At 64.2% G+C, this 23661-nt stretch carries 11 protein-coding genes; 5 read left to right on the top strand and 6 right to left on the bottom strand.

Annotation, left to right across the window (positions count from 1 at the left end; genetic code table 11):
- The first annotated feature begins 24 nt into the window (after nucleotides 1-24).
- A complete protein-coding gene (locus M8Q45_RS09730) occupies nucleotides 25-1326 on the top strand; it encodes an SDR family oxidoreductase (protein WP_249874531.1) in 1302 nt (433 codons plus the stop codon).
- A 16-nt stretch (nucleotides 1327-1342) separates the two neighbouring features.
- Here the strand turns inward: M8Q45_RS09730 and M8Q45_RS09725 are convergent, their stop codons facing one another.
- The gene (locus M8Q45_RS09725; protein ID WP_249874530.1) at nucleotides 1343-3343 is read right to left on the bottom strand and encodes a sigma-54 interaction domain-containing protein; all 2001 of its coding nucleotides are present in this window, start codon (nucleotides 3341-3343) and stop codon (nucleotides 1343-1345) included.
- Between the two features lie 179 nt (nucleotides 3344-3522).
- Here M8Q45_RS09725 and M8Q45_RS09720 point away from each other — a divergent pair, with 179 nt between their 5' ends.
- The 3 genes from M8Q45_RS09720 to M8Q45_RS09710 are packed head-to-tail and all read left to right on the top strand — an operon-like array spanning nucleotide 3523 to nucleotide 6318.
- Nucleotides 3523-4545, top strand: coding sequence for a Gfo/Idh/MocA family oxidoreductase (locus M8Q45_RS09720; RefSeq protein WP_249874529.1), 1023 nt, complete (start codon nucleotides 3523-3525; stop codon nucleotides 4543-4545).
- Complete coding sequence (locus M8Q45_RS09715) at nucleotides 4542-5333, top strand: TIM barrel protein (protein WP_249874528.1); 792 nt, start codon at nucleotides 4542-4544, stop codon at nucleotides 5331-5333. Before M8Q45_RS09720 ends, M8Q45_RS09715 begins: the two co-directional genes overlap by 4 nt.
- 58 nt (nucleotides 5334-5391) lie before the next feature.
- Complete coding sequence (locus M8Q45_RS09710) at nucleotides 5392-6318, top strand: sugar ABC transporter substrate-binding protein (RefSeq protein WP_249874527.1); 927 nt, start codon at nucleotides 5392-5394, stop codon at nucleotides 6316-6318.
- Nucleotides 6319-6588: 270 nt separating this feature from the next.
- On the opposite strand, the gene M8Q45_RS09705 is transcribed toward M8Q45_RS09710, so the two are convergent.
- Entirely contained in the window at nucleotides 6589-8019 is a 1431-nt protein-coding gene (locus M8Q45_RS09705; protein ID WP_249874526.1) for a diaminobutyrate--2-oxoglutarate transaminase, read from the bottom strand.
- Between the two features lie 36 nt (nucleotides 8020-8055).
- Nucleotides 8056-8271 carry an MbtH family protein gene (locus tag M8Q45_RS09700; protein WP_249874525.1) on the bottom strand — a complete coding sequence of 72 codons (216 nt, stop codon included), beginning with the start codon at nucleotides 8269-8271 and terminating at the stop codon, nucleotides 8056-8058.
- Nucleotides 8272-8470: 199 nt separating this feature from the next.
- On the opposite strand from M8Q45_RS09700, the gene fhuF reads away from it, so the two are divergent.
- Nucleotides 8471-9208 (top strand): siderophore-iron reductase FhuF, encoded by a 738-nt coding sequence (gene fhuF, locus M8Q45_RS09695; protein WP_249874524.1) that lies wholly within the window; start codon nucleotides 8471-8473, stop codon nucleotides 9206-9208.
- Between the two features lie 9 nt (nucleotides 9209-9217).
- Here fhuF and M8Q45_RS09690 read toward each other — a convergent pair whose 3' ends face one another.
- The 3 genes from M8Q45_RS09690 to M8Q45_RS09680 are packed head-to-tail and all read right to left on the bottom strand — an operon-like array spanning nucleotide 9218 to nucleotide 23654.
- Nucleotides 9218-10861 (bottom strand): cyclic peptide export ABC transporter, encoded by a 1644-nt coding sequence (locus tag M8Q45_RS09690; RefSeq protein ID WP_249874523.1) that lies wholly within the window; start codon nucleotides 10859-10861, stop codon nucleotides 9218-9220.
- Nucleotides 10858-14640, bottom strand: a complete 3783-nt coding sequence (locus M8Q45_RS09685) for a non-ribosomal peptide synthetase (RefSeq protein ID WP_249874522.1) — start codon at nucleotides 14638-14640, stop codon at nucleotides 10858-10860. The genes M8Q45_RS09690 and M8Q45_RS09685 overlap by 4 nt, the downstream gene beginning before the upstream one ends.
- Complete coding sequence (locus M8Q45_RS09680; RefSeq protein WP_249874521.1) at nucleotides 14637-23654, bottom strand: non-ribosomal peptide synthetase; 9018 nt, start codon at nucleotides 23652-23654, stop codon at nucleotides 14637-14639. Before M8Q45_RS09680 ends, M8Q45_RS09685 begins: the two co-directional genes overlap by 4 nt.
- Between the last annotated feature and the right edge of the window lie 7 nt (nucleotides 23655-23661).

The following is a 23661-nucleotide window of genomic DNA, read 5'->3' as shown; positions in this document are numbered from 1 at the left end:
ACCAACAGAGCGGAGGTGTTGATCATGATTTCCCCGGCAACCGGCATGAGGACGGGCGAGCGCTACGCCGTCGAAAGCGTCGAGCGAGCGCCGCATTTCCCCGGCTTCTTCCTCGATGGAAAGTATTACCTGGGCCCTGAACTGAACACGGCGGTGGGTTGGCTGGAAGGCCAGGCATTTGTCTACGACCAACTCGATCCCGAGGGCGAACCGGTGTACCCCAACAGGGTCGCCGGCACCATCGAGGACCTGACGCTGGTCATGGCTGACGGTGTGCGCCTGAAGCTGACGCGGTTGCAGCCCGAAATCGACCGGCCTGCGGTCGGCGCAGGCCCCGCCGGACAATCCAAGTCGTATCCCTTGGCCGAAAAGCTCGTGGTCATCACCGGCGCTTCCAGCGGCATCGGCCGCGCCACCGCGCAAGCGTTCGCCCGGCAGCGGGCGCGCCTGGTGCTGGCGGCACGCGACCGTGCGGCGCTCGATGAGGTCGTCGCGCTATGCCAGGCCCAGGGCGCCGCCGCGCTAGCGGTGTGCACCGACGTCACCAGCAGCGAGCAGATGCAGGCGCTGGCCGCCGAAGCCGCGACGTTCGGTGACGGTCGCATCGACATCTGGATCAACAATGCCGGCGTGGGCGCGGTGGGCGATTTCGAGCAAACGCCGCTGGAAGCCCATGAGCAGGTCTTGCAGACCGACTTGCTCGGTTACCTGCGTGGCGCCTACGTGGCCTGGCCGTATTTCAAGAAGCAAAAGCGCGGCATCCTGATCAATACGCTGTCGTTGGGCAGCTGGGTCGCCCAGCCTTATGCCGCTGCGTATTCGGCGAGCAAGTACGGACTGCGCGGTTTGTCCGAAGCCTTGCGCGGTGAGCTGGGGGAATACCGGGACATCCACGTCTGCGACATTTATCCCGCAGTCATGGATACGCCGGGCTTTCGCGATGGCGCCAATTTCACCGGCCATGCGCTCAAGCCACCACCACCGGTGTACGACCCGCATCGCGTCGCCGAGGCAATGGTCAGTTGTGCCCTCGACCCCAAGCCCACCACCACCGTCGGCAGTGCGGCGGTACTGGCGAGAGCGGCACACTTCCTGCTGCCGGGCTTCCCGCAACTCTCGGGCTGGCTGACGCGCTGGGGACTGAACCGCAGCCCGGCATCGGACGCGTCCTCGGGCAACCTGTTCGCCCCACCCAGCGGCCAGCGACGTGTCGAAGGCGGCTGGCGCAAGCCGGCGCGGCGCCCCGCCCCCTTGCTGGTGGCGGGTGCCGCGTTGTTGCTGGGCGGTTGCCTGGTGGCGTTGAGTCGCGAACGAGGTCGAGGCTGAATCAGCCCCTTTCGGGTCAGTCCAATCCCGAACGGAACGCTTCGACCTTGAGCCCGAATCGGCTCATCTTGTTGTACAAGCCGCCACGGGACACGTTCAACTGTCGGGCGGCCAGGCGGATATTGCCTCGCGTGTCCCTGAGGGCCGCGATGATCGCATTCATTTCATGGGTGCCAAGATCCACGGCCGCTCGTGGCGCGGGAGCGCAATGCCGCGCCAATGGCTGGCCTCCCTGCCTGATGTCCAGTGCAAGATCGGTCGCCTGGATCAGCTCGGTGGCGGCCAGGTTGGTCGCGCGCTCGATGACGTTTTCCAGTTCGCGGACATTGCCCGGCCAGTGGTACGCGCCCAAGCGTTCCAGCGCCTCGGCTGACAGGTCGCGCATGGGTTTTCGCAGCGACCGTGCGCAACGTGCCAGGAAATGCCTTGCCAGCATTGGAATGTCCTCGCGCCGCATCCGCAGGGGCGGCACCGTCAGGCCCAGCACGTTGAGTCGGTAGTAAAGGTCCTCGCGAAAGGCGCCTTCGGCCACCGCCTGGCTCAGGTTGCGGTGGGTGGCGGCGATGATGCGAACGTTGACCCGCAACGTTTTTTTTGCCCCTACGCGGGTGATTTCGCCTTCCTGCAACACGCGCAACAGGCTGACTTGGGCATCGAAGGACATGTCGCCGATTTCGTCGAGGAAAATCGTCCCGCCGTCCGCCAGTTCAAACTTGCCCGCCGAGCCGCCGCGCGCCGATCCGGTGAACGCACCTTCGACGTGGCCGAACAGTTCGCTCTGCACCAGGTCGCGCGGAATGGCGCCGCAATTCACTGCGACGAAAGGCCCGCCGCGACGCTCGCTGGCATTGTGGATGGCTTGGGCGAACAGCTCCTTGCCGGTGCCGCTCTCGCCGAGAATCAGCGTGGTCGAGTCGCTGCGGCTGGCGATTCGGCCCAGGTGCAACGCGTCCTGGATCGCGCGTGAGTGGCCCTGGATGGTTTCGAAGGTGTAACTGGCCTGGGTGCCGATGATGCGCCGGGTGATTTCGCGGATGCGCCGGTTCTCGCGCAACGAAACAACGCGACCGCCCTGCTCCAGGGGACAGACCGACACCAGGCAGGCGAGGTGGCTGCGATCGTGCAGCTCGAACGTGCAATCGAGGTCCCGCACCCCTTCCCCGGCGCTGCGCAGGATTTCACCGCTCAGCTCGGTCTGCCCAAGGCTCTGGAACGGCTTGCCCAGCCAGGCAGGGTCGACACGAAACAGCTGCCGGGCGTAATGGTTGAGGGCCTTGATGTCACCGTTTTTGTCCAGCACCACCAAGCCTTCGTTGAGCACTTCCAGGACCGTTTGTTGCTCTTCGAGCAACGCATGCAGCGTCATTTGCCGGGCGACGGCTTCGGCCGCGGCCTGGACGGTGCCCAAGGTGTGAAAGTGAAACCAACCGGGTTCGGCGGTCAAGGTCAACATCGCCAGGGTCCGACCGTGGGAGTCGCGGATCGGCGCGGCGGCGCAATGCATATGCCGCTGGCGCAGGCCGACGCCGAAGTTCTCGCCAGCCAGCACATACACCAGACGGTCTTCAACCAGCGCCAGTCCGGTGCAGTTGGTGCCCTGTACCGACTCCAGCAATCGACTGCCGATGGGCGTGAGGTCCAGGCCGCAGAAGTACAAGGTGGTGCCTTCGGCATCCGTCAGGTTGATATGCCCGTTGGGGTTGTAGGCAAGCAAGCCGCGCATGACCTGCGCCGCCGCGGCAATCAACAGTCGATTCGCCGCCAGCGTCGCCGTCAATTCGGCGGGCGCGACGAAACGGTACTCGCCGTCTTCCGGGTCGAGGCCGGCATCGACGCTGCGCCGCCAGGAGTTCCAGATCACCTGCCTGACACCCGCGGGACGCTCGGTGACGCCCTTCAGGCAGGCGCGCCAGGCCTCGTCCAGCGCCGGGCTAGATCCGCCATTCAACGACGCGGGGCCGAGGGCGGTCAGGTAGTCACGGTCCTCAACGTTCAAGGCCATCGGCTGTGTGTTCATTACGGGCTCTATGTTCATATTTTCGACATGTCAGTATAGACATGTCATTGAAATGAACATCCCTGCACATCAAGCACTCATAAAACCCTTGATTTTCAGACGCTTATAAACTGGCACAGCGCTTGCTCCCGACGATGTACCGACAACGAGTCGCGAACAACAATAAAAGGGAGTCATTCATGAGTACATCAAACACCCTCCGCCTCGGCCTTATCGGTGCGGGTCGCATGGGCAGCTTTCACGGCCTCACCGCCGCCCGACACATCCCCGGCGCATGCCTTGCCGCCATTGCCGACCCTACGCCGGGCCAGGCCGCGCGCCTGGCGGCGGAACTGGGCGTGCAGAAGGTCTACACCGATCCGAAGCAATTGCTGGACGACCCGGACATCGACGCCGTGCTGATCGCCGCGCCAGCCCGCAGCCACGCCGAACTGGTGATCAGCGCGGCGCAGGCCGGCAAAAGCGTGTTCTGCGAAAAACCCATGGCCATCACCCTGGAGGAAGCCGATCGTGCCATTGCCGCCGCTGCCGATGCGAGGGTGACGCTGCAAGTGGGCTTCAACCGGCGCTTCGCCAAGAGCTTCCGCACGGCCCACCTGGATGTGGTCGCTGGCCGGATCGGCACCCCACAATTGCTACGCTCGCTGACCCGCGATCCGGCGCTGAACAATCCCGCCGCCTCGCCGCAATGGGTGATCTTCCTGGAGACACTGATCCACGATTTCGACACCTTGCGTTATCTCAATCCGGGTGCCGAAGCGGTCGAGGTGTTTGTCATGGCCGACGCGCTGATTGCGCCGGATTTCAAACACAAAGGGTTCCTCGACACGGCAGTGGTCACGATCCGATTCGACAACGGCGCCATCGCCACCGCCGAAGCGAACTTCCAGGCCGTGTACGGCTACGACGTCCGCGGCGAAGTGTTCGGCAGCGCCGGCATGCTGACCATGGGCAGCGTCAACGACTCCGACTTGCTGCGCTACCTGGCCAGCGGCGTCCAGGCCGATACCCAGCGCATGGACACCGACTTGCTGCGTGATGCCTACGTGGCTGAGCTCAACCACTTCGTCAGTTGCGTGCGCAGCGGCGAAAAACCTCTCGCCAGCGGTGAAGACGCCCGAGCGGCGCTGGCGATTGCCCGCGCCTGCATCGAGTCTTTCCAGCAAGGCAAAGCGGTGCGTGTGCAAGGAGCGCTTTCATGAGTGTCATACCGTTCAAGCTGGCGGTCAGCGCCGAGATGGTCTTTCTCGACCTGCCCTTTGTCGAACGCGTCAAACGCATCCATGCGCTGGGCTTCAGCGTCGAGATCTGGAACTGGACGACCAAGGACCTCCAGGCCCTCGCCGCAACTGGCGCAGATTTCACCTCCATGACCGGCTACATCGCGGGCAACCTCACCGACCCCGAGGACATCCGGCAACTGCTCGACAGCGCCCGGGAATCCTTGGCCGTCGCCGCGCAATTGAATTGCCCGAGCCTGAACCTGCACGGCACCGGCCTGGGTGAACAGGGATTGCCGGTCAAGCCCGTCGCCCAGGCCACCGGCCGGATGTGGCTGAGCGCCTGCAAGACCCTGGAAAAAATCGCCCGCCTGGGGGAAGACGCCGGCCGGGTATTCCTGCTGGAAAACCTCAACACCGAAGTCGATCATCCCGGCACGCCTTTCGCCCGCGCCGACGACACGTTGGCGCTGATCGAGGCCGTGGGCAGCCCGCACTTGAAGATGAACCTGGACCTCTATCACGCGCAGATCGGCGAAGGAAACCTGATCGAGCTGATCCAGCGCGCCGGCGATGCCATCGGTGAAATCCAGGTCGCCGATGTGCCTGGCCGGATGGAACCGGGCACCGGTGAAATCAACTATCCGACGATTGCCAGGGCGTTGTCCGCCATGGGATATAGCGGTGTGGTCGGCCTCGAAGGCTGGGCCAGCGGCGACAGCGAACGGGCGCTCGAGCGCTTCAGGCAAGCCTTCACGCTGCGTGGGTAAGGCCCCAGCAGAACATTTCTTGATGACGTTCACTCATAACAACAAAAGGAAAACCATCATGCGTCGTTGCACACTGCTGTTCGCCACGCTGCTCCTGCTCTTCAGCCAATGGGCCGCCGCCGACTATCGCATCGGCGTCAGCATCGCCAGGGTCGACGATAACTTCATGACCTATGTGCGTAACGGCCTGGACGAGGCCGCCAAGAAGGACGGCGTCCAGATCCAGTTCGAGGACGCCCAGGGCGATGTGGTTCGCCAACTCAATCAGGTCCAGGGCTTCATCAACCAGAAAGTCGATGCTGTCATCGTCCTGCCAGTGGACACCTCCGCCACCGCCAACATCACCCGCGCCGCGGTCGAGGCGAAGACGCCGCTGGTCTACGTCAACCGTCACCCGGACGAACGTACGCTGCCCAAAGGCGTGGTCACGGTGGCGTCCAATGACATCGAGGCTGGCCAACTGCAGATGCGCTACCTGGCCGAAAAACTGGGGGGCAAGGGCAACCTCGCGATCATCATGGGCGACCTTGCGCAAAACGCCACCCACGACCGTACCGAAGGGGTCAAGCAAGTGCTCAAGGACTTTCCCGACATCAAGGTGGTCGAGCAGCAGAGTGCCGAGTGGCAGCGCAACAAAGGCATGGACCTGACCAGCAACTGGCTGCTCGCCGGCAGCCGTTTCGATGCCATCGTCGCCAACAATGACGAGATGGCCATCGGTGCGGCCATGGCCTTGCAACAATCCGGCAAGGCCAAGGGTGAGGTTGCGATCGTCGGCATCGACGGGTTGCCGGACGGCCTCGCGGCGATCAAGCGCGGAATGCTGATCGCCTCGGTGTTCCAGGACCCCAAGGCCCAGGCGACCAGCGCAGTGCAGGCCGCCCTCAAGATGATCAAGGGCGAGCCGGTCGAGGCCGAGGTGTGGGTACCGTTCCAGTTGATCAAGCCTGAGCAACTGGCGGTATTCGAGCAGCGTTACAAGTAGCGACCACGATGTTGTGCCTTGTAGGAGCTGCGTAGGAGCTGCGTAGGAGCTGCGTAGGAGCTGCGTAGGAGCTGCGTAGGAGCTGCCAAGCGAAGCGAGGCTGCGATCTTTCCCGGGCCACTTGAGTCGTGAGCGAAGATCAAGATCAAGATCAAGATCAAGATCAAGATCAAGATCAAGATCAAGATCAAGATCAAAAGATCGCAGGCTTCGCCAGCTCCTACAGTGCCCGGCGGGAGTGGTCGATTGTCTTGAGTGGACAGCGCCTGCTCAAGCGATGTGCAGCGCCCTGCCCTTGGTTTCGGCGAGGGCATTGTTCAATGCCACGCGGAACAGTTCGACCAGCACATCGATCTCTTCAGCCTGGATGATCAACGGCGGCAGGAATCGCACCACGGCACCGTGACGCCCGCCCAGCTCCAGGATCACACCCAGGCGCAGGCATTGACGCTGGATGGCCTGGGCCAATGCGGTGTCCGCTGCGGGCACACGGCTGTCGCTTGGCGTGTCGCCGACCACTTCCACGCCCACCATCAACCCGCGGCCGCGCACCTGGCCCAGGCAAGGGTATTCGCCCTGCAACTGGCGCAGTTGCTCCATCAGGCGCTGCCCCATGACCTCGGCGTGCCCAGGCAGGTCTTCGCTGATGATATGGCGCAACGTCGCGCCACCCGCAGCCATCGCCATCTGGTTGCCACGGAACGTGCCGGCATGGGAACCGGGTTTCCAGGTGTCCAGCTCTTCGCGGTAGACCATCACCGCCAGCGGCAGGCCGCCGCCGATGGCTTTGGAAAGCACCAGGATGTCCGGCTCGATGTCGGCATGCTGGAAAGCAAACAACTTGCCGGTACGACCAAGACCGGTCTGTACTTCGTCGATGATCAGCGCCACGCCATATTTGCGCGTCAATTGACGCAAGCCCTGCAGCCAGCGTACCGGCGCCGGGATCACCCCGCCCTCGCCCTGCACCACTTCCACGACCACCGCCGCCGGTGGCAACACGCCCGACTCCGGGTCGCTCAGCAGCTGTTCGATGAAGTGCAGCCCGGCATCGATGCCGGCTTCACCGCCGATGCCGAACGGGCAACGGTAGTCATACGGGTATGGCAGGAACTGCACGTCGGCCATCAGCGAGCCCAGCGCCTGCTTCGGTCCCAGGTTGCCCATCAGGCTCAACGTGCCCAAGGTCATGCCATGGTAGCCCCCGGAGAACGTCAGGATCGGCTTGCGCCCGGTGGCGATCCGCGCCAGCTTCAGCGCCGCCTCGATGCCATCGGCACCGGTCGGGCCGCAGAACTGGATGCGTGCGTGGCGCGCGAAGTTCTCCGGCAAGGCGTTGAACAGGTCCTCGACGAAGCGATCCTTGACCGGCGTCGTCAGGTCCAGGGTGTGCAAGGGCAAGCCGGAATCGAGCGTCTGACGCATGGCCGCAATGGCCACCGGGTGGTTATGGCCCAGCGCCAAGGTGCCCGCGCCGGCGAGACAATCCATAAACAATTGACCCTGGGTGTCGCGCACATAAAGGCCGTGGGCTTCTTGCAGGGCCAGCGGGATGCGTCGCGGATAGGAACGCGCATTCGATTCCCGGGCCGCCTGGCGTTGCAGGTACGGATTGGTATTCAGTTCACGCGGCGCCTGGTGGCGGAACTGCTCCAGCGTGAAGGTGGCGCTGGAGGATGAACGGGGCTGGACACTTTCCATTTTGACTCCCTGAAATGAGAACGCGGTCGTGGGCGATCAGCCCTGTCCTTGTGCCTGCATGGCCTGGCGCAGGCTCAGCGGGCGCATGTCGGTCCAGACCTTTTCGATGTAGGCCAGGCACTCTTCCTTGCTGCCCTGCATGTCCACGGTGCGCCAGCCATCAGGCACGCTGCGGTAGTCGGGCCAGATCGAGTACTGCTCCTCTTCGTTGACGACAACCAGAAACCGCGTATCCGGGCTATCCAAACTCATTGCTTGCTCCTTGACTGGCATGACGGGAAAGATCGCTACGATACAATACTAATGGTAGCGATTCTCATTAATATTTTAAAAAACTTACAGGGCTCGCCTATTTCAAGGTCGGCGAACAGTCGCAAGACGCTGGTGCGCTGTTTATACTCCGCCCCCTCTGGACGATAACCCCTCTCAACTCGCGGTCACGGAAGAGTCAATGATTCCCAGCCTTGCTCCGCTGTTCACCGGGCCACTCGCAGCCTTCGAAGAGAAGCTGCAGCTGCGCAGCCATCCGCAAACCGACCTGTCGGCGGACCTGTTCTTCCAGCCCGAGACGTTCAGCGCGTTCGTCGACGAACTGCTGGCGCGCTACAAGACCGATGAGCGCCTGGCCCTGGTGTCGCTGTGGTCCAAGTGGTATTTCAGCACCTTCCTCGCGCCGGTGATGGCCGCCAATCTGCTGCTGCAACGGGAGCTGCCGCTCGCCCTGCACGACGTCGGGTTGACACTTGGCGACGACGCCAGGCCCCAGGCCTTGCATCTGCGCGATGCCGGGCAGCCCCTGCCGGAATGCACGGCCTTCGAACGGTTCCGTACGCTGGTCGAGCAGCACCTGGAACCGGTCATTGAAACGCTGGCCAGCGTCAGCCGCGCATCGCCCCGCTTGTTCTGGAGCAACGCTGGCAACACCTTCGAGTTCGTCACCACGCGGATCGACCTACATCCCCTGGCCAATCCCGACAGCACCCTGCCCGCCCGGGAAATCCTCAGCGCCCGCCTGCGCCCCGATGGCCGGCGCAACCCGCTGTTCGCCCCCGTGCGTTATCACGACATCGGCGAAGACGAGCCCCAGCGCCTGCGGCGGATCTGCTGCATTCGCTATCGCCTTCCCGGCGTCGGCTATTGCAGCAGTTGCCCCCTCGATGAATGCAAGCGGCAGGATCAGGACGCCTGAGCGCGCCGATCATTTCGCCAACTGGAAGGGGTTCTCCGTCGCACGGTCGTAATCGACGAGGTGACCGTAGTCGAGACGATAGACTCGATCCGCGACGTCGAAATAACGGTCGTCATGGGTGATCGCAATGACCGTCTTGCCGGCCGCCTTCAGCTCGGGCAGCAACTCGTTGTAGAACACATGGCGGAACACCGGATCCTGGTCAGCCGCCCATTCGTCCAGCAGGAACACTTCACGGCCTTCCATCATCAGCAGCAGCAACGCCAGGCGTTTACGCTGGCCTTGGGACAACGCGGTGGTGGACAGGCGTCCGGCGGCGAATTCGACCTTGTGGGCCAGCCCCAGGCGCTCGAGATAATGATCCACCCGAGCCTCCAGCCCTTCATGGTCGCCCGCCTCGCCCAGCACGTCAGCGAACAGATAGAAGTCAGCGAAGATCGCGGCGAAGTGCTCGCGGTGCCATTCGCTGGTGCTGGCATCGAGCACCACGCCATTGAGTGATACCTCGCCCGCCGCAGGCACATAGAGCCCAGTCAACAGCTTGGCCAGGGTCGACTTGCCGCTGCCATTGCCACCGACGATGAAAATCAACTCGCCGCGCCGGATCGTCAGGTCGATCGGCCCCAGTTCAAAGGCAAATTCCTCGTTCTTGCCGGCATACCGGTAATGCACGTCCTTCAGGCGCAGCTCGCGAAACGGCTGCGCCGCTTGTGCGGGTGTCTTGAACTCCACCGTCTCGCCCAGTGCCAGGGCGTCGATAGCCTGCAAGGCGACATGGCCGCGAATAACCGCGGGAATGGCGTCGAGGATCATCGAGATCGGCGTGCGCAGGAACATGATCGCCAGGACGTAGCCGACCACCACCTGCTGGCTCAGCAACCCCAGCCCCTGGCCGAGGAAAAACAACGTGCCGATCAGCACGAACACCAGCAACGTCGTCCAATTCAGGTTCACCGCCCACAAGGTGTCGGCGCGTACCGATGCGTCCAGCGAGGCCCGGGCGATGGGTTCGAGCTTGCGTTGATAGAGCAGGTGCCGGCGCTCTCGGCTCAGGCCCAATTCGCAACGCCCCTGGATCGCGGCTTCGAACTGCTCGGTGAGTTGGTCGTCCTGCTGCCGGACGGCCTGCATCAAGGTCTTGACCTTGCGCCCGAGCAGCACGTCAAGGCCAACGCCCGCGGCGATCACTGCCAGCGTCAGGCCGAAGAACGGCAGGCTCAACCAGGCCATGTAGGCCAGCCCCGCCAACAACAGCAAGCCGTTGTACAAGGAAATCGGCAGTTGCTTGAATGCCGTGGCGACGGTGGTCACGTCCTTGGTCAAGGCGTTGTAGATGCGTGGGCTGCCCAACCGCTCGATGCGTTCCAGCGCCGTCCCCAGCACCTTGCCCACCAGCCGCAGGCGCAGCTGGTACACCAGCCGATGGCCGATCTGCACCAGCAACCATTGCGAAGTGACTCCGCTGATGAACAACAGCACCAGCAGGCCAGCGAACAGCAGCAAGCCCTGGCCGAGATTATCCAGGCCTTGTTCCAGGCAACGGTTGATGTAGCCGATCAGGCCGATACTGGTGGCCGCGCTCAAGGCACTGCTCAGCACCGCGAGGAAAATGCGCCACCGCGCGTTATGCAGCAGTTCTTTCAATAACATCATGGGACCAACACCACCTTGGCAGAGGTTTGCAACAGTAAAGGCAGCAGGTTTTCCGCCAGTCGCGGCTCGCCGAGCATTTCATGATGCCCAACGTCCAGCGTCCACTGGCTGACGGGTTGTCGCGCGTGGGCTTGCCATTGCGCGCGCAAGTCGCCATGGGCATTGCCGCGCCACAGCCAGACCGGCACGTCGACAATGGGCAAGGCCTGCTCATACAAACGGGTCTTGATCGCGCGATAGTGCGTCATCAGCGCAAGCAGTTCAGCATCCGCCGCTGCCCATTGCAGGTGCCCGCGCACCTGCTCATCGTCCAACAACCGAGCGACACCCTCGGCATAGTCAAGGCCGGCCAGCAGGCCAGTCAATCGCTCCCGTAGCGATTCTCCGATCGGCTGGCCGTGGCTGCGGCAATAAAACGCGAAATCGGCAATCAACTGACCCGCTTCGTCGCCCTCGCCGGCCAGGCTGCGCTGAGCATCATGATCGAGCACCACCAGGCCTTCGACGCGGAAGCCGCTGGCTTGCAGATGCGGCACCAGCAACAAGGCCAGGCGCGCCGCCAGGCTCCAGCCCAACAGCACCAGCGGACGCTCTTTGAGCTGAACCGGGACACTCGCCACGTAGTGTCGCAACAGCGCGTCCATATCGTCGTCGGCCCAGCCATTTTCCAGGGTGGCAAGGCCAAAGACTGAAACTTCGCCGCCCAGGTTGTCCACCAGCGGCTGGTACGCCTGCAGGTGCCCTTGCGCACCGTGCACCACCAGCAAGGCCGGGGCCTGCGGATCGGCATCGTTGAGGATCTTCCATGGACCGCTGCCCGTGTCGCCCAGGCCTTGGATGAGGTCACGCACCGTATGCCGCTCGAACAAGAGGTTGGTCGGCAGGCTGAGACCCAGCCGTTCGCGGATCAGCGACACCACTTTGATCGCCGCCAATGAATGCCCGCCGACGGTGAAGAAATTGTCGGTGACGCCCAGGTCATCGACACCCAGCACGTCGCACCAGATCGCGAGCACGGCGGTTTCCAGTTCGCCCACCGGCGCCACGCGGGTGTTCTGCAGGCGCTGCCGGGCGCGTTCGAGCAGGTGTTTGCGATCGAGCTTGCCGTTGCTGTTCAGCGGCATGGCCTTCAGCGCAAAGATGCCGCTGGGTAGCATGTAGTCCGGCAGTTGGCGAGCCAGGCTGGCGCGCAACGGTTCCGCCCCCTGGAACTGAACATCGTCCGTGACCACGAAGGCCAGCAACCGCCCGTGATCGCCTTCGCCATCCAACAGCACAGCGGCCTGCAGAACGCCCGGCTGGGCCAGCATCGCCTGCTCGACCTCCGCCAGTTCAAGGCGAAACCCGCGGATTTTCACTTGCTGGTCGTTGCGCCCCAGAATGCGCAGGGCTCCGTCGGCCTGGCGCAAGGCCAAGTCACCGGTGCGGTACAGGCGTTGACCGCTGGCGGGATCGACACCGAAGGCAGCGCCGCCGACACTGCCGACGTAACCCCTGCCGACACTGGCGCCACTGATGCACAACTCGCCGGCCTGACCGGATGGCACTGGCCGTTGCTGCTCGTCGAGCAAATGAACGCGGTTGTCCCCCAGCACCTGGCTCAACGCACAGCCATCCACGCCCTGCGCCAGATCAATGGCCCGCCACAGCACGCCGACGGTGGTCTCGGTCGGACCGTAGTGGTTATACAGCCGGCAAGTCGGTCCGGCTTGGGCCAAGCGTGTCAGCAACGCCTCGCCGATCGGTTCTCCGCCCAGCACCAGCACTTGGCGCGGAAGGACGTCGGCGGCCTGCTCGCCCATCAAGGCTGCGAGGTGCGACGGGACGATTTTCAGAACGTCGAGGGGATAACGCCGCAGCTCTTCAGCAAAGGCCTGGGCGTCGGTCACGGTCGATTGCGCCAGCACATGGACGCAACCGCCCTGCAGCCACGCTGGGAACAACACGGTGTTGCCCAGGTCCGCGAGCAGCGAGGACACCAGTCCGTAATGCCCGCCCTCGGGCAGCCGCAGCGCACGGGTCACTTGGGTGACGTAATGACGCAATTGTCCTTGTTCGATCTGCACCCCTTTGGGCTTGCCGCTGGTACCCGAGGTGTAGAGCACGTAGGCCAGGTCTTGCGCGGTGCCGCCGTGCGGCGTATCGAACAGCGGCCCGTTGCTCGCCAGGGACCAGCACAGCGTGCGCGCCGACGTTTCCGGCACCAGGTCCTCCAAGTGCAGCAGCAATGCCGGTTGAGCGTCGTCGAGTATCCCGGCCAGGCGCAGCGGCGGCTGCTGGGGATCCAGCGGCAGGTAGGCGGCGCCGACCTTGAAGCAGGCGAGCATCGCCACCAGCATTTGCGCGCCGCGTGGCAGATACAGCCCCACCACCGTTTCACGGCCCACGCCCGCCTGATCCAGGCTGCCCGCGACGCGGTCACTCAGCGCGTCCAATTCAGCATAGGAAAACAACTGGTCGGCATAACGCAGCGCCGGGCGATCCGGGTGTGACTGCGCATGCCGACGCAGGGCCGCGATGATGTCCAGGTCTGCTCCGAGGTCAGGACGCGCCGACGATGCCAGGGTCTCCTCGGGCAGACACGCATCGAAGCCATCGATAAGGCCATTGGGTGATTGCACCAATTGGCCGAGCCAGTGTTCGAGACGCTTGAGCAACGCCTGCATTTGCTCGTCTCGATACACCCCGCAATCATAGGCCAGCGCCAGCTCGCCATTGCCCTGGGCGTCGAGGGTCAGTTGCAGTTGCAGTTCGACCGGCGTGTCGAACGACAACCACTGCAACGCGCCCAGTTGCGGCACCTGCACAACCTGCAACCCGGCCTGGAAACTGGCCCGCCACTCCGGCAACAACTGCGCCTGGCCGACGTATTCCTGCCAGTCGACCGCACTCTCCAATTGCCGGGCCAGTTGCCGGGCCAGATTCACCAGGGTGCTGTGCTCGGACAGTTGCACCACCATCGGCAACGTCTGTTCGAACACCCCAAGCGCGCCAGTCAACTCCTCGTAGTTATCACGGGGGTCGTGCTGCACACCGAGCTGGCCCTGGCGTTGGCCGTTGAGCCTGCCGAGCAGCGATCCCCAAGCGGCGAGCACCAGTTGTTCGACGGCCACGCCTTCGCGATCGGCCAATGCCGCGAGCAGCGCCGGCAGGGTCTGGGCCAGTGGCTGGCGGAACACCGCGTGACGGCCGCCGGCAATACCGTAGCGCTCGACGAGGCGCATGCCCGGGACGTCCTGCAACGCCAGGTTGCGCCAGAACTGCGTGCCCTGCTCGGCATCTTCATCCAGTTGCAGGCCGTTGATCCATTCGACGTAGTCCGCGTACTGCATAGGTTCGTCATCGAACGACGCGGCGCGACCGAGCAAGTGCTCGCGCAACTGGACCAGGCTGCGCGCGTCCAACGAGTACACCGGGACCGCCAATAACAATTGATCATCGAGCAGCCAGGCCAGCACGTCGGGCTGTTCGGCCTGGCAACGACGCTGGGCCTCGTCCCACCATTTTTGCTCATCATGGCCGTCGACCGTGCGCCCCCGGCGCCAGTCCAGGCGCACTGCCTGAGGCTCGATCACCCGTTGGCGCAACCCGGTGGCGCCCAGCGGACGCTCGTAGCGCAGGCACAACGCCTGGTGCTGCGCCAGGCTGTCGCGCAAGCGGTGCTCGACGGTGCCTTCGGCAACGCCCGTCAATGACATGCGCACCCAGCGCCAGGCGTGCGGATTGGCCTGGGCCAGTTGTTTCTGCTGGGGTGAAAGCGTGAGTCCAAGGTCCATCATGGGGTCAACTCTTCAAGTGTTTCTTCGATCTGCGCCGGGGCGGCCATGACTTGGTGGCGGGCATAGATTTCACCCATGGCCACGACGATTTTGCGCTCGCCCTCGAACGGATCCCGGGCGTGCGCCGCCAGCATGTTATCGAGCATCACCACGTCGCCCTGTTGCCAGTCGAAGCGCACGGCACAACGATCGTAGGCGGCATTGATGGCGTCGATGGCCGCCGGTTCGAGTTCCGAGCCATCACCGTAGAACACTTGCCTCGGCATGGCCGACTCGCCGTCGCGCAGGAACTGTTCGCGGATATCCGCATCGAGAAAGGCCGGGTGGTACAGCTGGATCTGGTTGAAGAAGCTTTCTTCACCCGTCAACGGGTGCAAAATCACCGCCGGGCACACCTGGCGGGTGTGCAGGTCGTTGGCGCCGCGCCATTGGAACTCGATGTTGCTCTCGTGGCAGATCCGCTCGACCTCGGCCCGATCTTCGGTCTGGAAGAAGTGCTGCCAACTGACGTCCAGGCTGGTGCTGAAATTGCGCACATACCTCAGTTGTTTGCGCCGCAGGTTGGCCTGCAGCCAGGCCGGCAGTTCACGGTAGACCTGGCGGCTGTCGACGATCGGCGTCGCGCCACCGGACGTTGCCGGCGTCTCGCAGTAGAACCACTGCCGACGTGGCCAGCGGTGCTGGTGCGCACTCTCGTTATGGAACAGGATCATCCGATCCTTGGGATATGGCGTGGACTTGTAGATGTTCTTGCCGCCCTCTTTCTTCGGCAAGTCACCGTACTGCCCGTACAACTGCGGGCACAGCGCCTGGCAGAACGCCTCGAAATCCGCCGGGGTCGGCAGGTCAAAGCCACGGAACAGGATGCCGCCATGCTCACGCAACCAGTTCTCGACCTTGTCGCGGTTGGCTTCGGCCCAGATGGCCGGGGCCAGCTCGCGATCGCGCAGGGAAACCAGCAACGGAAATTTCGAGTCCTCTCGCAGCGGCCGGGCTTCGATGGGCTCACGGGTCGCCGCCGATCCGCTCTGGCGCATCTTGCCCAATTTGCTCATTTTGCGTTGCAGCGGATTGTCCATGGACATTGCAGCAGCTCCCTTTACAGTCGCAATCAAGGTATCGATGGGGGTGTCCGGCGCGCCGAGGGCCAGCTCCAGCAGCGACTCGAAGGCGCCGCGCAAGCGCTCGACGGTGGCCGGGCGGAACAGGCTGGTGCGGTACACCCAGCGCAAGCTGATCGCATCAGCGTCTTCGCTGGCGAACAGGGCCATGTCGAACTTGGAATGGTGTTGCTCGCCTGTCAGCGGCTCGACCTGCAGGTCGCCGAGTTGGCGCTGCTGGCGCGGCGTGTTGTCGAGCACGAACAGGGTTTGCAACAGCGGGTGCACATTGGCCACGCGCGGCAGCTCCAGGCATTCGACGACCTGTTCGAACGGCGTGTCCTGCCAGGCGAACGCTTGCAGGCACAGTTCGCGGACTTGCAAGGCTTGCTCACGGAAGCTCAATTCCGGTTGCACGCGGATACGCAAGGCCAGCAGGTTGACGAAGAAGCCGATCAGCGATTCGGTGGCTGGATGGTCGCGGTTCGCAACGTCCGTACCGATCACCAGGTCGCGGCCCTGCGTCTCGCGTTGCAGCACAGCGGCGTAGCACGTCAGCAGGACCATGAACGGCGAAGTGCCGCTGTCCTGGGCGAAGGTTTTCAATCGGCCCACCATGGCGGGCGACAATTGGAAATCCACCGCTGCCCCGGCGCCGCTGTCACGCTCCGGACGTGGGAAGTCGAACGGCAGTGGCACCTGCGCGGGGATGCCCGCCAGGGTCCGTCGCCAGAAATCCAGGCCTTCGCGCTGACGCAACCGGACCGCGGCCGAACCTTGCCAAACGGCGTAGTCGACGTATTGGATCGGCAGTGGTTCCTGGGTCGGCGGCACGCCGGTGCTGTAGGCCTCGTAGCCTTCGATCAACTCATCGACCAACACCGCGCCGGACCAACCGTCGGAGGCGATGTGGTGCATGACCATCTGCAACACATGATCCTCTTCGCCAAGGCGATACAGGACCACCCGCAGCGGCGCGTCGTTGCCGAGGTCGAATGGTCGCAACGCCATGTCCCCGGCGTCGACTGTCCACTGGTCTTGCTTCGACGCAACGGTTTCCAGGACCACCGTCGACTGCGGGTGGATGCGCTGGCGCAACTCGCCGCCACGGGAGTGATAGGTGGTGCGCAGGATGGCGTGGCGATTCACCAACCGTTGCAACGAACGCTCCAAAGCCTGGGCATCCAGTTGCCCGCGCAAACGGACGTTGCTGCTCATGTTGAAGCTGCTGTCGGCCAGATCCAGTTGTTGCATCAACCAGACCCGTTGTTGCGCCGAGGACAGTGGCTGTTCGACGCCTTGGTCAACCGCTGGGATCCTCAGCGAAGCCAGATCCTGCCCGGCGGCGAGTCCCTCGATTCGCTCGGCCAGTTGCGCCAGCAGAGGCGTTTCGAACAACCAGCGCAAGGGCACCTCGAAGCCCTGCTCACGCAGGCGGCCGCGCACCTGGGCGGCCATCAGCGAATGCCCGCCCAATTGGAAGAAATGTCCGTCGGCCGGCACGTCTTGCACGTTCAGCACCGAGGCCCAGATCTGCGCCAGCAAGGCCTCGCTGGCCGACAGCGCCCGCCCGGTCGCTGGCGCGCTGCCGACAACCGATTGCAAGCGCGGCAGTTGTTTGCGATCGACTTTGCCATTGCTGTTGAGCGGCAACCGGTCCAGCGCTTGCAGGTGCGTCGGCACCATGTAGACCGGCAAGCACGCCTGCAAATACTCGCGCACAGCCGCTTCATCAGGTGCAGCGTCCGGATCCGAGACCCAGAACGCGGCCAGGTGCTCGCCTTGCACAGCCACGACAGCTTGCAGCAACTGGGGATGGCTGAGCAGGACGGCCTCGATTTCCCCCAGCTCGATGCGATAGCCGCGCAACTTGATCTGATCGTCGGTGCGTCCCAGGTAGTACAGCTGGCCGTCGGGCTGCCAGCGCGCCAGATCGCCAGTGCGGTACAGGCGACTGCCGTTACCGAACGGGTCGGCAATGAAACGCTCGGCGGTCAGCCCCGGCTGCCCGGCGTAACCCCGGGCCAGGCCGTCCCCGGCGATATAGAGTTCACCGACGCAGCCTGGGGGCACTTCGCACAGGTGTTCATCGAGGACATGGCAGCGGGTATTGAGCAACGGCCGGCCTATCGAAGCCACCGGCAGCTTCAGCGCGTCGACGGGCGCCTGGGTCGACCATACCGTGGTCTCGGTCGGGCCGTAGACGTTGATCAATCGAGCCACGTGCTGCTTCAGTTCGCTGGCCAGTTCCGCCGAAACCGCCTCGCCGCCGGCCAGGGCCACTCGTCCTTCCAGCACTTGGCGATCACCTTGCAACAACATCGCCCAGGTGGCGGGCGTGGCCTGGATCAGGTCGACCGATTGTTCCTTGATCAAGCGTGCCAGCAGCTGCGGGTCCTGGCGCTCGTCTTCGTCTGCCAGCACCACGGCGCCGCCACGCACCAGCGGCAGGCACAGTTCCAGGCCGCAAATGTCGAAGGTAATGGTGGTCAAGGCCAGGTAACGCTGCACATTGTCCAACGGCAAGGCCTGCTCCATGGCCAGCAGGAAATTGGCGAAGTTGCCGCGGCTGATCTGCACGCCCTTGGGTTGCCCGGTTGATCCCGAGGTATAGAGCGTGTAGGCCAATTGCCCGAGGTGCGTCGGCCGTCCCGGCGCCTGCGCGGCGAATTGCGCCAACGGCAGGTCATCCCACAGGCAAACGCGCAGGTCGACAGGCCAATCGACCGTCGCCCAATCGCAAAGCAGCAAATGTGGCTGCGCCCGGTTGAGCACCTGGGCCTGGCGGGCCGGTGGATGGGCGCGATCGAGGGGCAAATAGGCGGCACCGGCCTTCTGGATGCCCAACATGCACACCAGCAAGCGTTCGTCCCGAGGCAGGCAGAAGGCAACCAACGATTCGGGCCCGACGCCCTGGGCCAGCAGCCAATGAGCCAAGCGGTTGGCTTGAGCCTCCAACGCGGCATAGCTCAGTTGACGGTCAGCGCAATACACGGCAATGCGCTCGGGATGCACGGTGGCTTGCACTTCGAAGCGCGTCACCCAATCCGCTTCTCTGTGCAATGGCAACGACTGCCCGGCAGTCGCCAAGGTCGCAACCGAGCGCAGCGGGATCTCCAGCACGCGCGCATCAAGATCCAGGCTCGCCAGGCTGGCGAGCAACGCCTGGTAATCCTCCACCAGCCGCTGGGTGATATCAGGACGCAACAATGCCGTCGCATATTCGACGATCAAACCGGTGCTCGCCTCGGCACCGCGACCTTGGGTGAACAGGTTGAACGTCAGGTCGAACTTCGCGCTCACCACGCCCCCCGGCAGCGCCAACGCCTGGGCACTGATGCCGGGCAGGTTCAGGCTGCGGGAATCCTGGTGATCGACCTGATAATTGAACATCGTCTGGAACAGCGGTGTGCGATCCAGGCTGCGCTCGACATCCAGCACTTCCAATAACCGCTCGAACGGCAGCGATTGATGGGCCAGGTCCTCATTCAGCGTGCTGTTCAGGGCCTGGAGGAACGCTTGCAAGCTCTGGCGGCCATCGATCTGCACACGGTGGGCCAGGGTGTTGACGAACAGCCCGACCAACGCCTGGCTCTCGACTGATTCACGCCCCGCCACCGGCAAGCCGACGGCGAAATCACTGCGCCCACCGTGGCGCCAGAGCAGCAACTGATAAGCCGCGAAATACAGCACGAACGGCGTGACGCCGAGCGCCCTCGCCCGTGCCTCGATTGCAGTGCTCAGCGAACCGGGCAGGACATATTCGTCCCGCGCGCCGGCGTACGCCTGCACCGCTGGGCGAGCGGATTGCTCGGGCAGCTCCAGCGGCTCGTTGCCCAGGCCTTCCAGGCGTTGTTGCCAATAGGCCAACAGTGCCTTGCCAGGCGCACCGTCCAGGTGTTGCCGCTGCGTCTTGATCAGCGGCAGCAAAGCGCTTGCCGCCGGCAGGGTCCTCTCTTGATAAAGCGCTGCCAGGTCCTGGACCAGCAAGCCCATGGACCAGCCGTCCACGGCGATGTGGTGCACGTTGAACAGCAGGCGGTACTCACCGGGTGCAATACAAAACACATCGATGGCCAGCAGCGCCCCCTGTGTGAGGTCGAACACCCGCTTGGCCGCGCTGGCAATGCTCGCTTCCTGTTCCGAGTCGCTCAGGCCGCCGAGGTCATGGACGTTGAAGATCGGCGCGGTCGTGTCGTCCAGGCGCTGCCAGACTTGCCCTTGTTCTTCGAAGAAACGGCAGCGCAACGCGTCATGACGGGCCACCAGCGCCTGACAGGCGCGTTGCAGGCGAGGCACATCCAGCTCGCCGCGCAATGCCAGCAACTGGGTGACGTTGTAGGCGGTTTCAGCCGGGTCGAACTGTTGCATGAACCACACCCGTTGCTGGGCATGGGACAGCGGTTGCGGTTGCCCCGCATCCCCGTTCGGCTCAACGGCTTCAGCGACCGGCACGGCGATCGGCGCGAGCACCTTGGCCAGTTGCCGAGGCGTCGGGTTTTCCAGCAGTTGCCGGGGCATCAGGCGCAGGTCGGCCTGACGCAAGCGCGCGATAAGCTGCAGGCTGAGGATCGAGTCGCCGCCCATGGCAAAGAAATCGGCGTCCGGCGCCAGGCCAGGTTGCCCGAGCAACTCGCGAAAAGCCGTCAGCACGGCAAGCAATGCCGGCTCGGCGCGGCAGTCGATGCACAAGGCCATGGCTGCGAGGGTCGGGCGCTGGAGGACATCCCGTGGTTGCAGCTTGAGGCCTTCCCGGGACGCCAGGCCGATCAATTGCAGGCTGAGGATCGAGTCGCCGCCGAGGGCGAAGAAATCGTCCGTGCGGCCGACCTGCGCGCACCCGAGGACCTGGCACCACAGTTGCGCCAGGCGCTGTTCGGTGGCGCCGCTCGGTTGCTCGGCGGCTTCGGCGGCCGGTTCATCGGTGGCCGGATCAGGCAATGCACGCCGATCCAACTTGCCGTTGGCCGTCAATGGCAGCGTGTCCAGTGCCAACCAATGGGCCGGCACCATGTGTTCCGGCAGTTGGCGCTTGGCTTCGGCTTGCAGTGCGGCCAAGCCTTCGGTGGTCATCGCAGGGCTGAGATACGCCACCAGTTGCGTCCGCCCTTTTATCTCACAGGCCAGCACCGCGCCTTCGCGAACCTGAGGCTGGCCATTGAGCCAGGCACTGATCTCGCCCGGTTCGACACGGAAACCGCGGATCTTCACTTGATCGTCCTGGCGCCCGAGGAACACCAGCCCCCCATGGCGATCCAGGCGAACCCGGTCACCGCTGCGATAAAAACGCTGGCCGTGGGCATTGGAGCCGAACGCACGCGCGGTCAATTGAGGCTGACCGAGGTAGCCTTGGGCAACCTGGGGACCACCGATCAGCAGCTCACCGGCGACACCGAGCGGCACCGACCGGTCGTGGCCATCGACGATACGCAACTCACAGCCGGACAGCGGCTGGCCCAACGGCAGGTACTGCCCCGCGTCGAACACGTCGGCGTCGAGGATTTCTCCGCAGACCACACCGACCGTGGTTTCCGACGGGCCATAGTGATTGAAAACGCGCAGTTGCGGCGCCAGCTCACGCACCTTGGCGAACAACGCCTGGTCGAAACCTTCGCCACCGAGGATCAGCAGGTCCTTGGGCAACACACGACGGGCGTCGTCCAGTGCCAGCAAGCCACGCAGGTGCGAAGGGGCGATCTTCAGGCAGTCCACCGGACGCTGGTCGAGAAAATCCGCCCAACCGGGCGGGTCGAAGGCCAACGATGCCGGTGGCAAGACCAGCGTGTCGCCTGCATTGAGCGCGGCGAAGACAGAGGTCAAGCCGAGGTCGGCGGCGACGGTTGCCAAGGTCGCCCAACGGCTGCCCGGTTTGGCTTGCAAGCGTTGGCCGACGGCATTGGCGTAATGCGTGAGGTTGGCATGAGTGACCTGCACGCCTTTCGGCTGGCCGGTGGAGCCCGAGGTGTAGATCAGGTACGCAGGCAATTGCGCCTGGCTGAGGCTTTGATCCTGGCCGATGTTCGCGTTGACCGACCAGTCGGCGGCGCTCAACACCAGGCGCGGAATGCCTACGCCGGTTTCAGGCGCTTGCGCCAGCGTCAGCCACAGGCTCGCGCCGCTGTCTTGCAGCAATTGTGCGAGTCGCCGGACCGGTTGCGCCGGGTCGAGGAACACGCACGTCGCGCCACGCTGCCAACACGCCAGGGTCGCCAGCAGTTGTTCGGCACAGCGCGGCATGCACAGCGCGACCACCTGCCCCGGCCCCACGCCCTGCCCGGCCAACCGTGCGGCCATCGAGCGACTGGCAGCGCCGAGCGTGGCGTAATCAATGCTCTGCTCCCCGCTGCACAACGCCATCGCGTTCGGCGTGTGCATGGCCCAATGCAGCACTTGCCGGTCCAAGGGCAATGCAGTCGTTTCCAGGACAGGACCGCGCAGTTCGCTCGGCGTGGAGACCAGTTGCAGGTCCGACAGGCGCCGCAGCGGATGAGCCGAGCCCTCGTGGAAAATCGCCAGCAAATCGTCGAGCATTTGCTCGACCGTGGCCGCGTCGAACAACTCGTCGCTGTATTCCAATTCGCAGCGCAGCTGTGCGTCGGCGGTACGGACCATGCGCAACGTCAGGTCGAAACGCGCGTGGCGTTGCGGCGGGTCGAGCACTTCGACCGCCACGCCGGGCAAGGCCAGGGTACGGCTTTCGGGCAGATCGACCTGGACGAACATGACCTGGAACAGCGGGTTCGAACGCGGGCGCTCAAGGCTTTCGAGGATGTTCTCGAAGGGTAACTGCTGATGGTCGAACGCCGCCGCAACAGTGTCGCGAGTGCGCAGCAACGCGCTGCTGAAGTCCGGGTTGTCGTGCAGGCGCTGGCGAATCACCAGGGTATTGAGCAACGGGCCGATCAACGGTGCGAGTTCCGGACGGTCGCGTTGCGCCGCCGAGGTGCCCAGGCACAGGTCGGTTTCGCCGCTGTAGCGCGACAGCAGGCAACTGAACGCCGTCAGACCGTAGATATACAGCGTCACCCCGTGGTTACGGATGGCCGTCTCGACCGCCGTGGTCAGTTGCGGCGGGAGTTCACGGGCCAGGACCGCGCCGCTGTGGCGGCGTTGCATGGGCACCGGGCGCGGACGGTCCAGTGGCAACGCCATCGGCGCAGGCGCATCGGCCAGTTGGTCTCGCCAGAAATCGAGGTGCTGCTGGCAGCTGTCGCTGTCCAGCCATTCACGCTCCCACGCAGCGTAATCGACGTATTGGATGGCCAACTCGGGTAGCGCGACTGGCTGGTTCGAGACGAACGCCCGGTAAGCCTCGGCCAATTCGAGGGTGAGTTGCTGGGCCGACCAGGCGTCATAGGCAACGTGGTGAATGGTGAAAAACAGCCAGGTGGAATGCTCCTGGGCATCACTGAAGGCATGCCAGCGCCAAGGCATCGATTGCGCAAGGTCAAAGGGTTCGGCGAGTTGGCGGGCGTATTCGTCAGCGCACCATTGCTCGTGTTCGGATGCAGCGATGGTCAAGCGTTCGACGCCCGGCAACTGTACCTGCTGTGGCTCGCAATGGGGCTGCAGCTGTCCGCTGGCGTCAGGCCGGTAGCGTGTGCGCAGGATCTGATGGCGATCGACCACCTGCTGCATCGCCTGCTGCAAACGCTCGGCGTCCAGGCGACCATCGAAGCGCAGCACCGAGCACAGGTTGTAGAGGGCCCGGCTGCTCAGCGCTTCAGCCGACAGGAAGCGCCGCTGCGCCTGCGCCAACGGCCTGTGTTCGCCCTCGCCGAGCACGGCGGGGACGATCGGCAGGCGCCAGCTGTCGATGCCCTTCTCGGCCAGGCGCTGGCGAAAGACCTTCTTCTTGTCCGCGGGCAAGGATGCCAGCCGCTGCGCAATCTCCAGGAAAGCTTGTTGCGTCATCGTACTC

This window comes from Pseudomonas sp. T1.Ur, assembly GCF_023516725.1.
Lineage (GTDB): Bacteria > Pseudomonadota > Gammaproteobacteria > Pseudomonadales > Pseudomonadaceae > Aquipseudomonas > Aquipseudomonas alvandae.
Note: the sequence above shows the minus strand (reverse complement) of the source record. Positions and strands in the feature narration are given on the sequence as shown.

Bases quoted from the DNA above. Each gene is read 5' to 3' on its own strand.
- M8Q45_RS09700 (WP_249874525.1), bottom strand. From the start codon at position 8,271: ATGAGTTTGGATAGCCCGGATACGCGGTTTCTGGTTGTCGTCAACGAA.
- M8Q45_RS09680 (WP_249874521.1), bottom strand. From the start codon at position 23,654: ATGACGCAACAAGCTTTCCTGGAGATTGCGCAGCGGCTGGCATCCTTG.
- M8Q45_RS09725 (WP_249874530.1), bottom strand. From the start codon at position 3,343: ATGAACACACAGCCGATGGCCTTGAACGTTGAGGACCGTGACTACCTG.
- M8Q45_RS09690 (WP_249874523.1), bottom strand. From the start codon at position 10,861: ATGATGTTATTGAAAGAACTGCTGCATAACGCGCGGTGGCGCATTTTC.
- fhuF (WP_249874524.1), top strand. From the start codon at position 8,471: ATGATTCCCAGCCTTGCTCCGCTGTTCACCGGGCCACTCGCAGCCTTC.
- M8Q45_RS09685 (WP_249874522.1), bottom strand. From the start codon at position 14,640: ATGATGGACCTTGGACTCACGCTTTCACCCCAGCAGAAACAACTGGCC.
- M8Q45_RS09705 (WP_249874526.1), bottom strand. From the start codon at position 8,019: ATGGAAAGTGTCCAGCCCCGTTCATCCTCCAGCGCCACCTTCACGCTG.
- M8Q45_RS09730 (WP_249874531.1), top strand. From the start codon at position 25: ATGATTTCCCCGGCAACCGGCATGAGGACGGGCGAGCGCTACGCCGTC.
- M8Q45_RS09720 (WP_249874529.1), top strand. From the start codon at position 3,523: ATGAGTACATCAAACACCCTCCGCCTCGGCCTTATCGGTGCGGGTCGC.
- M8Q45_RS09715 (WP_249874528.1), top strand. From the start codon at position 4,542: ATGAGTGTCATACCGTTCAAGCTGGCGGTCAGCGCCGAGATGGTCTTT.
- M8Q45_RS09710 (WP_249874527.1), top strand. From the start codon at position 5,392: ATGCGTCGTTGCACACTGCTGTTCGCCACGCTGCTCCTGCTCTTCAGC.